Below are 14,885 nucleotides of genomic sequence, written 5' to 3' on the forward strand. Positions count from 1 at the left end.
CTATTTCTTTTGGCACTCTTTGCAGATGCCATATAGGTTCATCTGATGTGTTAGGAGCTTGAAGTTGTGTTCCTCTGCTATTTTTTCTTGGAGCTTTTCGAGATTCTCATCGTAAAATTCCAAGATTTTGCCACATTCTAGACAGATCATATGGTCATGATGCTCGCCGCGGTTCAGCTCATACTTTTTCCCCTCATGGCCAAAGGAGACGCTACTGACCATATCCTCTTTTTCTAACAATGAGAGGGTTCTGTAGACGGTTGCCAAACCGATATTTGGGTTTTCTTTTTTTACTTTGTTGTATATCTCTTCCGGGGTGAGATGCTCTTTGGCATGAAAAAGAACTTTTAGAACCTGCTCTCTTTGCGAAGAGTGTTTCAATCCTCTTTTTTTGACGATCTCTTTGAGCTCTTGGAGATATTTTTCTAGATTTTTTTTCATCTTAGCACTCATATAAAGGATCTGCTTCCAATTTTTCCAAAGGTATCGTTGAGCCGTCGCTGCATTGACCATAGGTTCCATTTTCGATTTTTCGCAAGGCGCTTAGAATCTGTTTTTTTTCTTCATTGAGTTTTTGCAGGAGCGCTTTATCGGTATCATTGATCGTTTCAAGCTGAGCGAGATCTTCTATATCATCAATATTTTCAAATGTTCCTACCTCTTCAAGTTCATTCAATAAAGCATCGATCTCTTTTTGGACACGATCTAATCGTTCCTGTAATATTTTTTTGAAATGCTCCAACTGCTCTTGTGTCATGTAAACTCCTTAGATTGTTAAAATAATTATACATAATTTTAAGGTTATACAACAAATCAGACAATAAAATGAAGTAATATTGGAAGGATATTACTTATGGTTATTGCCAAGACTGCCAATGATGTCTATAATCCAGAAGTTTTATATATAATTTGTATAATAAAATTTATTTATTGAATGTAAACATAAAAAAGGGTGGAGTATGAAAATAGTGGCTTTAGGAGCAAGTGCTGGAGGATATGAGGCACTGCAAGAGTTTATCAAAAATTTAGATGAAGCATACAGCAAAGATATTGCTTTTGTTATAACACAACATCTTGATCCAACCCATCCGACCCTTTTAAAAGATTTGTTATCAAGGTATACTACTTTACCCATCAAAATGATTTATGATCACCAAAAAATTGAACCCGGAGTCATTTATATCTGTCCGCCAAATAACAATTTAACAGTCAATGAACAACAAGAGTTTATTTTGACACCTCCTGGAGAAAAGGGGTTTCCAAAACCCTCTATCAATCTTTTTTTAAAATCGCTTGCAAAGCATTTTGACGGGGATATCGTTGCAATTGTTCTATCAGGTACGGGGAGTGACGGTGCAGAAGGTATAATGGCTGTTAAAAATGCGGGTGGCATTACTATTGCGCAAGATCCAAAAGAGGCAAAATACTCTTCCATGCCACAAGCTGCTATTCAGACTGGATGTGTCGATTTGGTGCTTCCGGTTAAAGATATTGCCAAGAATCTCTTAAAAATTCTAAATATTCCTCATACCATCGAAAAGGAAACAGAAAAGAGTAGTCTAGAGACCATTTTTGATATGTTGCAAGAGAAATTTAATGTTGATTTTACTGACTATAAGATTGGAACGATTCATCGAAGAATCGAAAGGAGAATGGCTGTAAATAATGTCAATTCACTCCAAGAATATATTGAGATTTTACGAAATAATCCCCAAGAACTAAAGCTTTTGTTTAAGGATTTGATTATTATTGTAACCTCTTTTTTTCGGGATAAAGAGTTTTGGAATATACTTGAAAAGCACATTATAAACCAGATGAGTGAAAGTCAAGATAATGATTATAGAGTATGGGTGCCAGGATGTGCTACAGGAGAGGAGGCTTACTCTATTGCAATGCTATTAGATAAGATTACTCATCAGATGAAGCTACATAAAAAAATAACCATATTTGCAACCGATATTAGTGAAGAAGCCATTAGAAAAGCAAGAATTGGAATATTTTCCAAAGATGAAGTGGAAAATATTGATGATTTTTATCTTTCTAACTATTTTAGAAAAATAGATAACAATAAGTATGAGATTATCAAAGAGATTCGGGAAAAGATTATATTTTCTGTTCATGATCTCATAAAAGATCCACCATTTTTAAATCTTGATCTTATAAGTTGTAGAAATTTGCTTATCTATTTTAACTCCACACTACAAAATAGAATTATCAATATTTTTCACCATTCACTTAAAGAAAATGGAATTTTATTTTTGGGCAAAAGTGAAGCTATTTCAAGCTTGCATGAGAGGTTTATTGTTTTGGATGCAAAAGCAAGGATCTTTAAAAAAGATCCAACCTACAAACAAACCGATTTAAGTGCTTTAACCTACTATCCAAAGCGGTATAGAAACAAAATTGTATTAACTTCCCATCAAAATGGACAGAAACAAGAAAGTACCATTACGAAAGAGGATGTGCTTCTAAAAAGTGTTGTACAGGCACTTTTGAAAAGCATTTTTAAAAATATTGTTATTATCAACAGAAATAACAATATTATCTATATTGGTGGGAATGCAAATAAGTATCTTCAATTTCCAAAAGGGAACTTTAGTAATGATATTTTAACGCTGATCAATAATGAGCTAAAGTTTGATATACGCTATTTAATCTCAAAAGTAAGAAGCGAATCAATTTCAATTAATAAAAGAATTCGTTATAAAGAGAGTGAAAATAAAGTAAAAGTCCAGTATATCAACATAATGGCAATTCCAATTAGTAACCAGTATTGCCGAGACTGTATTGCACTTATTTTTATAGAAAGTTCTGATGAAGTTGCTATTGATAAAGATATTAAAATAGATAATAAGGATTTGCAGCAGTATATAAACGATCTTGAAACAGAGTTGATGCTAACGAAAGAGCAGTTACAAACTACGATTGAAGAGCTTGAAACCTCAAATGAGGAACTTCAATCAGCCAATGAGGAGTTGCAATCAGCCAATGAAGAACTCCAATCTACCAATGAAGAGTTGGAGACTTCCAACGAAGAGCTTCAATCAACCAATGAAGAATTGCGGACAGTCAATGAAGAGTTGGAGATTAAAACCCAGCAATTACGAGAAAAAACTAATGATTTGGAAAATATATTTAGAATATTGGATTTTGGGGCGGTAATTGTTGACAAAGATTTAAAAATTAAAAATTTTACGCACAAAGCCAACTATATTTTCAATCTTTCTTATGCAAATCTTCATGAGTTAATTACAACTGTAGGAACAAAGGTGGACATAGGCAATATTCGTCCAATTTTGGAGCAGGTTATCGAGACAAAAAAAGAGTACGGTTTTGAAGTCAAAGACAAAAATAAAATTTTTCATATTAAAATCGTTCCCTATATTGATAAAAATTCTATCCATAAAGAGTGCAAAGGTGCTATTATTGCAATTTATGATGTAACAGAGTATCGAAAAAAAGAGGAGATGCTTCAAAATTATCAAAAGAAATTGTTGATAGAACAAGAAAAACTTAAAACTATTATTGATGAGTCGCAAAATATTATTTTACTTGCTAATAGATCTCGTATATTTTTGGCAAACAAGAAATTTTTTACCTTTTTAGGTATTGAGAGTTTAGAACAGCTCAAAGAGAAAAAAGTTTATGAACTTTTTGAAGAGGATTCTCCTCTTTTTCAAAAAGTTGAAAAAAAGGGATGGATGGATTATCTCAAACAGCATCCAGAAGAGGCGCATGAAGTCTATTTGAAAGATAAAGATGGAAATAAAAGGATATTTCTGGCAAAAGTGAGTCAAACCTCAATCGATAAAAAGCGTATCGTAACACTTACAGATGTAACAGAGATGAAACGAAAGGATCTATTACTTATCCAACAATCCAAATTAGCGGCTATGGGGGAGATGGTAGCCAATATTGCCCATCAATGGAGACAGCCCCTCAATCTTTTAAGTCTACTTATTACCGATTTACATATAGAGTTTAATAATAATCATTTAACACAAGACAAATTTGAAGAGTTTTATGAAAAAAGTAATGAAATTATTCAAAATATGTCTAAAACGATTGATGATTTTAGAAATTTCTTTTCTACTAACAAAATAAAGTTAAGATTCAAACTAAAGGAGCTTATTGAAGATACAAAAAAGATTGTTTTGCCATCTTTGGAGCAAAACCATATTGCTTTAAAAGAGAATATCAAAGATATAGAGCTTATTGGTTATAAGAGTGAATTGATGCAGGTTTTGATCAATATTATTAATAATGCTAAAGATGCTATTAAAGAGCGAAAAATTCAAAATGGAAAAATTATTATTTATAACAAAAATGAAAAAGAGTACATCTTTTTATATGTGCAAGATAATGGAGGCGGTATAAAGCCAGAGATTTTGGACAAAGTATTCGAACCATACTTTACAACAAAATTTAAATCGAATGGAACAGGGTTGGGACTATATATGTCCAAAATGATTATGGAGGCAATGAAAGGGGATATCAGTTTAGAAAATGAGGGTGATGGTGTCAAAGTAACTCTTAAAATTCCAAAGGAAGTGCAATGAAATTTGATCAAAATGAGATAACCAAATTAAAAGAATTGAATGTTTTGTATGTGGAAGATGAAAAAGAGACAAGCAGATTTGTAAAAAATATATTTTCAAACTATTTTAACAAGGTTTTGGTTGCTCAAGATGGAGAGGACGGATATAACAAATATAAACGTTTTAAACCAGATATTATCATAAGTGATATTGTGATGCCAAAAATGGATGGTTTGCAGATGAGCACAAAAATACGAGAAAAAGATTTGGAGCAGATCATTGTCTTTTTCACCGCCTATAGTGATACAGAGTATCTGCTTGAGTCGATTAAATTAGGAATTAATGGATATATTCTTAAACCTTTTGTCCTAGAACAGTTTTTGACAACAATTTTAAATGTTACTAGAGTTTTGTTTTATAAAAGAGAAAAGGAGTATTATCAAAAAAGATTGGAATTTATGGCAAAATATGATCCTTTGACCAATCTCTATCAACGAAACTTCTTTATCGAATTTTTGGAAAAATTTTTAAAGCGAAGTAACAGAACAAAAGAGCTAATGGCAATACTTTTTTTGGATGTAGATGATTTTAAAGATATAAACGATACATTTGGTCATGATATTGGTGATTGTGTTTTAAAAGCAATAGCGAATAGACTATCAAATGTAAGTAGACAAGAAGATATCGTTTCTCGAATCTCTGGAGATGAGTTTGCGATAATTTTTTGGGGTCTTAAGAGCAGGGAGGTAATATATTCACTTTTGGATAGATTGCAAAAAGAGATGCGAAAGCCAATAAACTGCAATGGTAAAATGATTAACGTTAGTATTAGTATAGGAGTGACATTCTATCCGCAACATAGAGCAATTGGAGCAAATGAGCTTTTAAAGCAAGCTGATATTGCAATGTATTATATTAAAAAGAAGAAAAAGGGTGAGTTTTTTATTTTTGATCCAGATAATAGTAATTTTGCAAAATCAATAAAAGAGTGTGATCAAATAGTTGTTGAAATTGAAAGAGCTTTTATAAATCGTGAATTTGTTTTATATTATCAGCCAAAAGTATGTTTAAAAGAGAGGCAACTCAAAGGATATGAAGTATTAATTCGATGGAATCATCCAAACAAAGGGATTTTAAAACCATCATATTTTTTACCTTATATAGAAAATAATGAATCACTGATGAAACAGTTAAGCCATTATGTTCTTGAACAGGTTGCGAAAGATATTGTAGATTTTATGCCATATGATGCACAGAGCGATTTTAGTGTTAATATGACAGTTTATGATATTGAGAGTGAAGTTTTTTTAGATTTTTTTCAAGATATTTTAAAAAAGTATAATATATCTGCTTCGAAATTTGTCTTTGAAATTGTAGAAACTTCAGCACTCAAAGATCTTCTTCGGGCAAAAAAGTTGTTTGAAGAACTAAAAGAGTTAGGAAGTAAAATTGCAATCGATGATTTTGGAACAGGATATGCTTCTTTGACTTATATGCAAAATTTTGATGTTGATTTTATAAAAATCGATATCAGTTTTGTCTTGCATATGTTGGAAGATAGGAAAAGTTATGAGATTATAAAAGCTGCTATCGCACTAGCCAAGATTTTTGGTTATAAAATTGTTGCAGAGGGTGTAGAAAATGAAGTAGTGTTACAAGAGCTTGAAAAACTTGGATGTGATTGTATGCAAGGATTTTATATTGCGCCACCAATGCCCAAAGAGAAGATTTTAGAAAAACTTGCAAAAAATCAACTGCTGTTTTCTAACAAGAAGGAGTAATCATGTATCTTTTTACATGCGAATCGGTAAGTCCCGGTCATCCGGACAAATGTGCCGATATTATAGCTGATACCATTGTCGATGCGCTGCTGGAAATCGATCCCAATGCAAGGTTGGCTACTGAGGTTTTTATTGCTGGTACGCATGTTGTCATTGGTGGGGAGTATAAAATTCATCAGGAGTTATCGAAAGAGTTTTTTATCCAAAAAGCGATGGAGGCTTTGGAATATATCGGCTATCCAGAAGCCGGATTTACCAAGGAAGAGACTCTCTATCCAAAAGACTTGAATTACCATATTTTTGTCAATCGCCAATCTCCTGATATCAGCCAGGGTGTTGACAAGCCCGAAGAGCTTGGTGCCGGGGATCAAGGGATCATGATAGGATATGCCACCAGTGAAAGAGGGGATTTCATGCCTTATGCCACTATGATGGCAAGGGAATTGAGAGATATTTTATACCATAATGCAAAACTCAATCCTGACAAATATGGCATTGATATCAAAACGGAAGTAGTTTTAGATTATGGTAACAAGGCCAATTTCGAAGCGAACAGACCCCAAAGAGTGGATAAGATTATCGTCGCCCAGTCGCATGTAAGAGATTTTGATCAAAAGAGTTTGCAAAACCAGATTCGAGAACTTATTGAGCAAAAATGCAGTTTCAACGATTTTATCGATGAGAAGACGGAGTTTATTATCAATGGAACAGGGAAATTTGTCATCCATGGTCCCATTGCGGATTCAGGTCTTACTGGAAGAAAGATTGTAGTTGACAATTATGGCCCTTATGTGCCGATCGGTGGAGGGGCCCAAAGCAGTAAAGACTACACCAAAGTGGACAGAAGTGCTCACTATGCCGCCAGGTGGATCGCAAAACATATTGTAGCCTCTGGATTGGCAAAAAAAGCGCAGGTTGCCCTTTCATATGTGATCGGTAGAGCCAAACCGCTTCAGGTGACAGTGGATACATTCGGCACTGGAAAACTCGATGACGAAAAGCTTTCAGCTCTTATAGCGGATCGCTATGAGCTGAGTCCGTACTGGATTATGCAGAAGTTTTCGCTCCATAAACCGCAAGGATTTTCCTACAAAGAGACTGCCGCCAAAGGGCAGGTAGGATATGAAAACTATCCCTGGGAACAGCTAGATGAGATAGAGTGGTTCCGATCACTCTAGATCCTCTTTTTTGCAAAGTATGGCACCTTTGTCTTGCAGCATCTGCAAGGTCTGGGTGCTTTCAAATACCTCTTTGATTCCATCTTCCAAAATAATGGTAAAAAACCCAAGATGCAATGCTCCCAAAGCGCTGTTTTTGACGCAAAAATCCGTTGCAACACCACAGATGAATGTTCGCTTAACACCTCTTTCTTGTAATAGATCGTGTAAGATCGTTCCTTGAAAGCCGGAATAGGCGTCAAACTCTTTTGATGTGCCTTTTGAGATGATAAAGTAGTTCTCTTGAGGCAGCTGTAAACCTTCTGCGAACTCTGCTCCTTCACTCTCTTGAACACAGTGGGGTGGCCAGATACCACCATACTCTTTAAATGAGAGATGATCTTTTGGATGCCAATCTCGTGTAAAAAAGATGGGTCTTTGCGCTTTTTGGAAAAACTCTATATAGGTATTGATAACAGGTATGATAGTATCTGCATTTTGTACAGGAAGCGCACCTCCTGGCATAAAATCTTTTTGCATATCCACTACGATCAAGGCGTCATTTTGGGTGATTTTCAAACGCATTACAGCTCCTTGAGTTATAATTGAATATATTGTAACACAGGAGTGGTTATGCAGTTTGGTTTTGTGGATGCAAAAAACTTTCCCATGCTAACGGATCTGTATGAATTGACAATGGCACAGGTCTATTTTGAAAAAGGTATGAATAAAGAGGCAATATTTGAATTTTTTATCAGACCCACAAAAAAACGTCCCTATTTTGTAATGGCTGGTCTTGAGCAGCTTCTCTATTTTTTGCAATATTGCAGATTTAGCGACTCTTCTATCGAATATCTCAGAGGAAGTAAGAAATTTAGCGAAAGTTTTTTAGAGTATCTTAAACATTTTCGATTTTCTGGCGATGTATGGGCTGTGAGTGAAGGAGAGATCGTTTTTGCCAATGAACCGCTGGTAACAATAAAAGCCAATTTGATCGAAGCGCAGATTATCGAAACCTTTTTAATCAATACCTTACAATACTCCATACTCATTGCCACAAAAGCGGCTCGATGCAAAAGCGTTGCACAAAATACGAAACTGGTCGATTTCGGTCTTCGAAGGGCACATGGTATGGATGCCGGTTTAAAAGCGGCAAGAAGTTCTTATATTGCGGGATTTCTTGGCACATCCAATGTTTTGGCTGGAAAAATCTATGATATACCTATTTTTGGAACGATGGCCCACTCCTTTATACTGGCTCATGAGAGTGAACTGCAAGCATTTAAAGACTTTATCCAAAGCTATCCAGACAATGCGATACTGCTTATAGATACATACGATTCCATACGAGGGATAAAATATGCCATCGAAGCTGTTCAGGAGATGGGGCTGAAGCATTTCAAAGGTATCCGGCTTGATAGCGGGGATCTTGAAATACTTTCGAAAAAGGCACGAAAGCTACTGGATGAGGCAGGTTTTAAAGATGCGATCATCTTAGCAAGTGGAGGAATCAATGAGTATACAATCGACGCTCTTTTGCAACGCCAATCTCCTATCGATGCATGGGGAGTAGGAACGGAACTGGTTGTATCCGCAGATGTTCCCTATCTTGATTGTGCCTATAAAATGGTAGAGTATGCAGGGAAACCGAAAATGAAACTGAGTTCCCATAAAAAGACGCTACCGGGACAGAAACAGATCTTTAGAAGGTACGATGGCAATCTTTTTAAAGAGGATATCGTGGATACGTTTGATAGTGCGTATCAAGAGAGCGAGTCTTTAGTACAGAAATGGATGGAAAAGGGAAAACTTTGCCGTGCCTATCCAAAACTTCCTCAAATTAGAGAGTATTTTGAAAAAAGCTTTCAAATGATTCCAACAAATCTCAAAGATATTTATAATGAGAATCCATATATCCCAAAAATAGGTATAAAACTGGAAAAAAAAGCGCAAACGTTGCAGCAATATTTAAAAAAAGGGAACGTTTGAGAAATTTTGCTATTATGAAAAAAAGGAGGGAAAATGAAAAGAAGTATAGCCTTGATTGTAAGCTTGGTGATCATGTTTGTATTGAGTGGATGCGTGCAAAGACCATATGCTCAGGAGGTATCTCCAACGGCTACACACTATGTGATGAAAGTGCAAAGAGGTACTATCGAATCGATTCGTCCTGTTGTCATTAAAGACAATGGAACGGGTGCATTTTTAGGTGCTATAACAGGGGCGGTTCTTGGATCAATGATTGGAAAAGGAAAAGGAAAGACTCTTGCTACTCTTGGAGGCGGGCTCGCAGGAGCCTATGTCGGAAGCGAACTTGCGAAAGCAAATGCCCAAGAACTTACAATTTTACTCGATAACGGTGAAGAAGTGGTCGTTGTAGTCAAAGGACTTCGTTTCTATCCGGGTGAGCGAGTCCGAATAGTGACAAAAGAGTCTCGTGTAATTTCCGTGGAGCCCTTACGATAGTTAGGACTCCATAATTTTTTTCAATTCCGCCCCATCTATCATCTCTTTTTCGATAAGTGTTGAGGCAACTTTTTCTATCTTTTCCCAATGTGTCTCAATGAGCTCTATCGTGTCGTTGGTGGCTTTTTCTATCCAGTATGCCACCCGCTCTTCTATTATGTCATTGAAAAGCTCTTTGCTGACATTTTGCATCAGGGTATCGATATGAATATACCCGAGTGACTCATCCATACCAAAGGTTGCTACAAGATTGTAGGCTTCCCATGTCGCTTGTTCCAGATCTTGCGCAGCTCCTGTATCTTCACCTTCTTGCGGGAATTTTTTGAGTTTGCTGAGTCTTCCTGCCAAAGCGACGCAGATATCGTTGTACAGCTCCTCTTTGGAGATATTTGTAATGAACTCATCTGTATAAGAGACAAATCCCAGTGCTTCTGCTCTTGGTGTGATGGTAACTTGCTCGATTTTGATATCAGGAAGCAAAAGATAGCTGACGACTGCATGTCCCGCTTCGTGATAGGCTGTTTTGTGCAGATCTTTTTCGAGATTTCTAATGCGTTTCTTATCGATCTTTTGTCCATATTTAATGTTGTTGATCTGCTCTATTAAAATCTCTTCAGTAATGACTTTGAGATTTTTGCGAATGACATAAAGTGCCGCTTCTTTCCCTACACGCTGCATCTCATATCCGCTCAGCCCACTCATATATCGTGCCACTTTATCGATATCGATCTTGCCGTCGTTTGGCTTTTGTAAAATCTTTTTGATAAAAAATTTCCTTGCCTCCATATCGAGATCTGGAACCTCGATCAAAAAATCAAACCGTTCGCTTGCCAAGAGATTTTTGTCGATAGCATCGATATTGAGTGCCGTGGCGATTGTAAAAACATACTCTTCATCGCTGATGGCATCGATCTCTTCACTGATGGCATCATAAGGTATGATCATTCCATCTTTTCCATCCAGTTCATCCAAAAAGACAACAGCCGGAGCAATCTCTTTTGCTTTTTGATATGCGGCATGAATGAGGTTGGTATCTAGAAGATCTGAGCCGGTGAGCATCACATAAGGCAACTCTGTCTCTTTGATAAAGGCGTATGCCAAAAGGGTTTTCCCTACACCTTTTGGTCCATGGAGCAACATTCCTTTTGGCATGGGGATATGAAACCGTTCTACCATCGAAGGATGCTTGAGTATACGTACAATCTCTTTGAGATGTGATTTTACATGTTTTTGTCCGGCGATGTCGTTGAATGAGATTGTTGAATAGTTCATATACGGTTTTTGAGTCGGTTCGATATAGAGCGGCAGCTTGAAAAGGGTTGCTTTTTGTATGTTTATTGTAACGATGTTTTTTTGAGTTGTAATGGACCAGGAAAGATGGACAGATCTGTTTTGTTTGATGAGGTTTTCTAAAAATTTCTTGTCAACTTTCTCTAAAAATTGCTTTGCCTCATCCGATACTTCAAAAACGATTTTTTTGATAGGGAGCTGTGCTTTTATGATGGCTTGATATATAAGATCGATAATGAAATCCGGCAGCTTTTTATGGACTCTTCTGGCATTGATATAGGGGGAGAACGAGAGCACAAGCAGCTCTATAAAATCATTTTTAGGCAGTGCAATCTTTTCGATGCCTTCAATCTTACTCTTTTGTATCGTCTCTTTGAAACTTGCTTTGGCGATTTTGACAATCGAGTCAAATTCCAACGGTTTAAAAAGAATGATATAGTTTTGCACTATTACAGAAAGGAGTTCGGGTACGATAGCGCTTTCGACAATATCATAGATGATTTTCTTCTCTTTTGCGATAAATTCGATAAATTTAGCCTGGGCTTTGAGCGGATCTTTTTTGTAAAATCGCTGAAAATCCTCTTTTTTGATCAAAGAACTTCCAAGAGTTGAAGTGAAAATGAATAAAACATTCGAACAATCAACTCCTCTTTCCTCTTTTGAAGCAAAGATATAGTTCATGAGTGCCAGTTGGATGACATTGTCACACTTTTCAATATCTTTAAAAACGATAATCGATTGTGGATGGGCATGTACGAAAGTAGGTAAAGTACCATTTTCTCCTATGAGTTTCTTTTGATCAGCTGGATCGGTGAATTCAGCCATGTTGACCACTTTTATTCCTTGAAACTCTTCACTTTCTTGCTCCAAAAGCGTAGCTAGGTAGACTTTTCCGCTATTGTGTGGTCCAAAGAAGGTGAAGAGTCCTTTAAACGGCTGATCGATAGGGGAGTGGTGGATGTGAAAAAGGGCTTTAATCAGTTCATCAATTGCATCATCTTGTCCAAAAAGTTTGCTTTTGAGCCTTTTTCTCAGTTCTTCATATCTTTGTAACAAATCTTTATGTTTCATGGCCTTCCTCATTCTTTCATGCGATAATTATAGTAAAATACTTTTCAAACGAACAAAGAGGCGTTGATGAGAGTGATTCTTTTTTTGGTATCTGCTTCCATTCTTTGGGCAAAAGTACACACTGCGCAGATTGTGCCATATGAAATCTATACAATCAAAGCTGCGGTTTCTGGAAAAGTGGTGCGTAGTGCCATTGAAGAGGAAGGGAAACTGAACGAAGGCAAAACCATCATACAAATAGACGATTTTGTCGATCAAAAGAAGCTTCAGTCTCTTCGTCAAAAAAGAGAGTATCTTTTCAATATGATAAAGATCACGCAACAAAGCATCGAAAATGCCAGACGAACAATGCAGATCAAGAAAAAGAGTTTTGATCGGATCAAAAATCTTCGTACGAAATCGCAATATGAAAAAGATTTGCGGGAGTCCGAATTTTTAGTGGCACAGCAAAATTATCTTGCGTCTACCGAAAAGCTTCAATCTCTTAAAACAGAGTTGTCTGATGTAGAGTTTGCCATGGCACAAACACAGGATCTCCTTGCAAAAAAGAGAATCGCTCCTAAAGGATATATCTATGCGATACATGTCAAAAAGGGCGACTTTGTCTCGCCAGGAATGCCTTTATTGCAACTTGCCGATATTAGCAAAGCAAAAGTTGTAGTCTATCTTACCCCTGAAGAGATGGAGGGAATAGAGCATAAATTGATCTATATCGATGGAAAAAAAAGCAAGGCGAAATTTTTGAAGATTATCCGAGTACCGGATAGTGAATATATTACACAGTATAAAGCAGAAATCGAAGTTCCCAAGCCAAAAATTTTTGGAAAACTCATTAAAGTGGAGATACGATGAAAACAGCTTGTCCATTGGATTGTTACGATGCATGTAGTGTCATTTTTGAAGATGACAAACTTGTAGGTGATAAAGAGCATCCCTTTACGAAGGGGCATTTGTGCTACAAACTCAATCACTATTTTGATTATCCTCAGTTGCAAAGTGCCTACTATGAAGGTGAACCGATCAGTTTGGAAAAAGCTCTTGATATATTGGAAGAGAAGATCAAAAGTAGCCAAGAGATTTTGCATTTTCGAGGCAGCGGCAATGTGGGGAAAATGCAAGCTGTTACCGATCTTTTCTTTTCAGCCATCGGTGCCACACTGACAGAAGGCAGTCTATGCGATGCCGCAGGTCAATTTGGTATCGAAAAGGGAAGAGGGAAAAATCTGATTTTGCCATTGGAACAGATTGAAAAAAGCGAGCTTGTTATTGTGTGGGGAAGAAATGTTGGATATACCAACCACCATCTTATTCCGTATCTTCAGGGGAAAACCCTTGTAGTAATAGATCCAGTAAAGACGAATCTTGCAAAAAATGCAGCAATGCATCTGCAAATTACGCCACGAACCGATCTTGAACTTGCCTGTATGTTGGCTCGATTTGTTTATATGCAAAACAGAGAAGATGAAGAGTTTATAGAACAGCATACAGAGGATTACAATTTTTATGCCGATTTTATCCGAAGCTACCGGATGGTGCCAACAACTGAAAAGATAGGTGTCGATCTTGTGGATATAGCCACTTTGGCTGAACTCATGATGGATATGAAAACGGTTATTTTGGTTGGAAACGGTGTGCAAAAATATGCGCATGGTACTGAAGTGGTACGAGCCATTGACAGTCTTGCGGCAATGCTTGGCCTCTTTGGCAAAGAGGGGTGCGGCGTGAGCTTTTTAGGAGATACCTCACTAGGGCTTGATGATCCATTCAGAGTCACAGCAAAACGTGTACCAAAAGCCACGGTCGATTTTGGTGCGTATGATCTTTGCTTTATCCAAGGATCCAATCCCGCTGTTACCATGCCTTCAAGTAAACGAGTCCAGGAGGGTCTGAAAAAAAGTTTTACTGTAGTTTTTGGGCTCTATAACGATGAAACGGCACAGCTTGCCGATTTGGTTATTCCAGCGAAGAACTTTTTGCAAAAGAGCGATATTCGATTCAGCTATGGACATGAATTTGTGGAACTGATGCCAAAACTCCAAGAGAATGACAACGCTTTGAGTGAATATGAGTTTACGAAAGAGATGATGCGAAGATTCGGATTGGGTGATTTGAAAGCTGAAGAGGAGTATATCGAAATCTTTACAAAGCAGCTTAAAAAAAGAGGAGAATATTACCTGCTTCCAAGTTATGAAGAGGTTCCATACAAGCAAGGATTCGAAGAGCCGTTTTGCTTTATCGATGAGGTTGAAGATGAGTTTGATATTTTGCAAGAAGGATACTATCTCATTACGCCAAAAGCGAAAAATGCGATCAATTCGCAATTTAAACGAGACCCCTATCTGTATGTTCCCCTTCGAAGCGGATTGCATGATGGTGACATAGTCATCGTAAGGAGCCAATGGGGAGAAACGGAGATGGAAGTAAAACTTCTAGCTGAGTTGAGGGATGACTGTGTTCTTGCCTATTCAGGCAGTTTAATAAACTTTGTTACACCTCCGATAACGGATGAGCATGGAAACAATGCTATTTTTCAGGAAGTAAAAGTTTCGATTAAAAAAGTTTCTTGATAGATCTACTTTTAT

Annotated in this window: 11 protein-coding genes; 7 read left to right on the plus strand and 4 right to left on the minus strand. The window is 36.8% G+C overall.

Going from position 1 to position 14,885, the window contains the following annotated elements; all coding sequences use genetic code 11:
- Positions 1-441: a Fur family transcriptional regulator gene (locus JG735_RS04820; protein WP_012082450.1), complete on the minus strand. Its 441-nt coding sequence runs from the start codon at positions 439-441 to the stop codon at positions 1-3.
- Between the two features lies 1 nt (position 442).
- Positions 443-757, minus strand: a complete 315-nt coding sequence (locus JG735_RS04825; RefSeq protein WP_201335691.1) for a TraR/DksA family transcriptional regulator — start codon at positions 755-757, stop codon at positions 443-445.
- Positions 758-959: 202 nt separating this feature from the next.
- On the opposite strand from JG735_RS04825, the gene JG735_RS04830 reads away from it, so the two are divergent.
- The 3 genes from JG735_RS04830 to metK are packed head-to-tail and all read left to right on the plus strand — an operon-like array spanning position 960 to position 7,497.
- On the plus strand, positions 960-4,559 hold the full coding sequence (locus tag JG735_RS04830) for a chemotaxis protein CheB (protein ID WP_201335692.1): 3,600 nt from the start codon (positions 960-962) through the stop codon (positions 4,557-4,559).
- Entirely contained in the window at positions 4,556-6,319 is a 1,764-nt protein-coding gene (locus tag JG735_RS04835) for an EAL domain-containing protein (RefSeq protein ID WP_201335693.1), read from the plus strand. Before JG735_RS04830 ends, JG735_RS04835 begins: the two co-directional genes overlap by 4 nt.
- Before the next feature lie 2 nt (positions 6,320-6,321).
- Positions 6,322-7,497, plus strand: coding sequence for a methionine adenosyltransferase (gene metK / locus JG735_RS04840; protein ID WP_201335694.1), 1,176 nt, complete (start codon positions 6,322-6,324; stop codon positions 7,495-7,497).
- Here the strand turns inward: metK and JG735_RS04845 are convergent.
- Positions 7,489-8,061: an isochorismatase family protein gene (locus JG735_RS04845; RefSeq protein WP_201335695.1), complete on the minus strand. Its 573-nt coding sequence runs from the start codon at positions 8,059-8,061 to the stop codon at positions 7,489-7,491. The genes metK and JG735_RS04845 overlap by 9 nt on opposite strands.
- A 48-nt stretch (positions 8,062-8,109) precedes the next feature.
- Here JG735_RS04845 and JG735_RS04850 point away from each other — a divergent pair, with 48 nt between their 5' ends.
- Complete coding sequence (locus tag JG735_RS04850) at positions 8,110-9,465, plus strand: nicotinate phosphoribosyltransferase (protein WP_201335696.1); 1,356 nt, start codon at positions 8,110-8,112, stop codon at positions 9,463-9,465.
- Between the two features lie 33 nt (positions 9,466-9,498).
- Entirely contained in the window at positions 9,499-9,942 is a 444-nt protein-coding gene (locus JG735_RS04855) for a glycine zipper 2TM domain-containing protein (protein ID WP_201335697.1), read from the plus strand.
- Here the strand turns inward: JG735_RS04855 and JG735_RS04860 are convergent, their stop codons facing one another.
- Positions 9,943-12,303: an AAA family ATPase gene (locus tag JG735_RS04860; RefSeq protein WP_201335698.1), complete on the minus strand. Its 2,361-nt coding sequence runs from the start codon at positions 12,301-12,303 to the stop codon at positions 9,943-9,945.
- Between the two features lie 66 nt (positions 12,304-12,369).
- On the opposite strand from JG735_RS04860, the gene JG735_RS04865 reads away from it, so the two are divergent.
- Entirely contained in the window at positions 12,370-13,155 is a 786-nt protein-coding gene (locus JG735_RS04865; RefSeq protein WP_201335699.1) for an HlyD family secretion protein, read from the plus strand.
- The gene (locus JG735_RS04870; RefSeq protein ID WP_201333963.1) at positions 13,152-14,870 is read left to right on the plus strand and encodes a molybdopterin-dependent oxidoreductase; all 1,719 of its coding nucleotides are present in this window, start codon (positions 13,152-13,154) and stop codon (positions 14,868-14,870) included. Before JG735_RS04865 ends, JG735_RS04870 begins: the two co-directional genes overlap by 4 nt.
- Positions 14,871-14,885: the final 15 nt, after the last annotated feature.

Source organism: Nitratiruptor sp. YY08-10 (genome assembly GCF_016629565.1).
Taxonomy (GTDB): domain Bacteria; phylum Campylobacterota; class Campylobacteria; order Campylobacterales; family Nitratiruptoraceae; genus Nitratiruptor.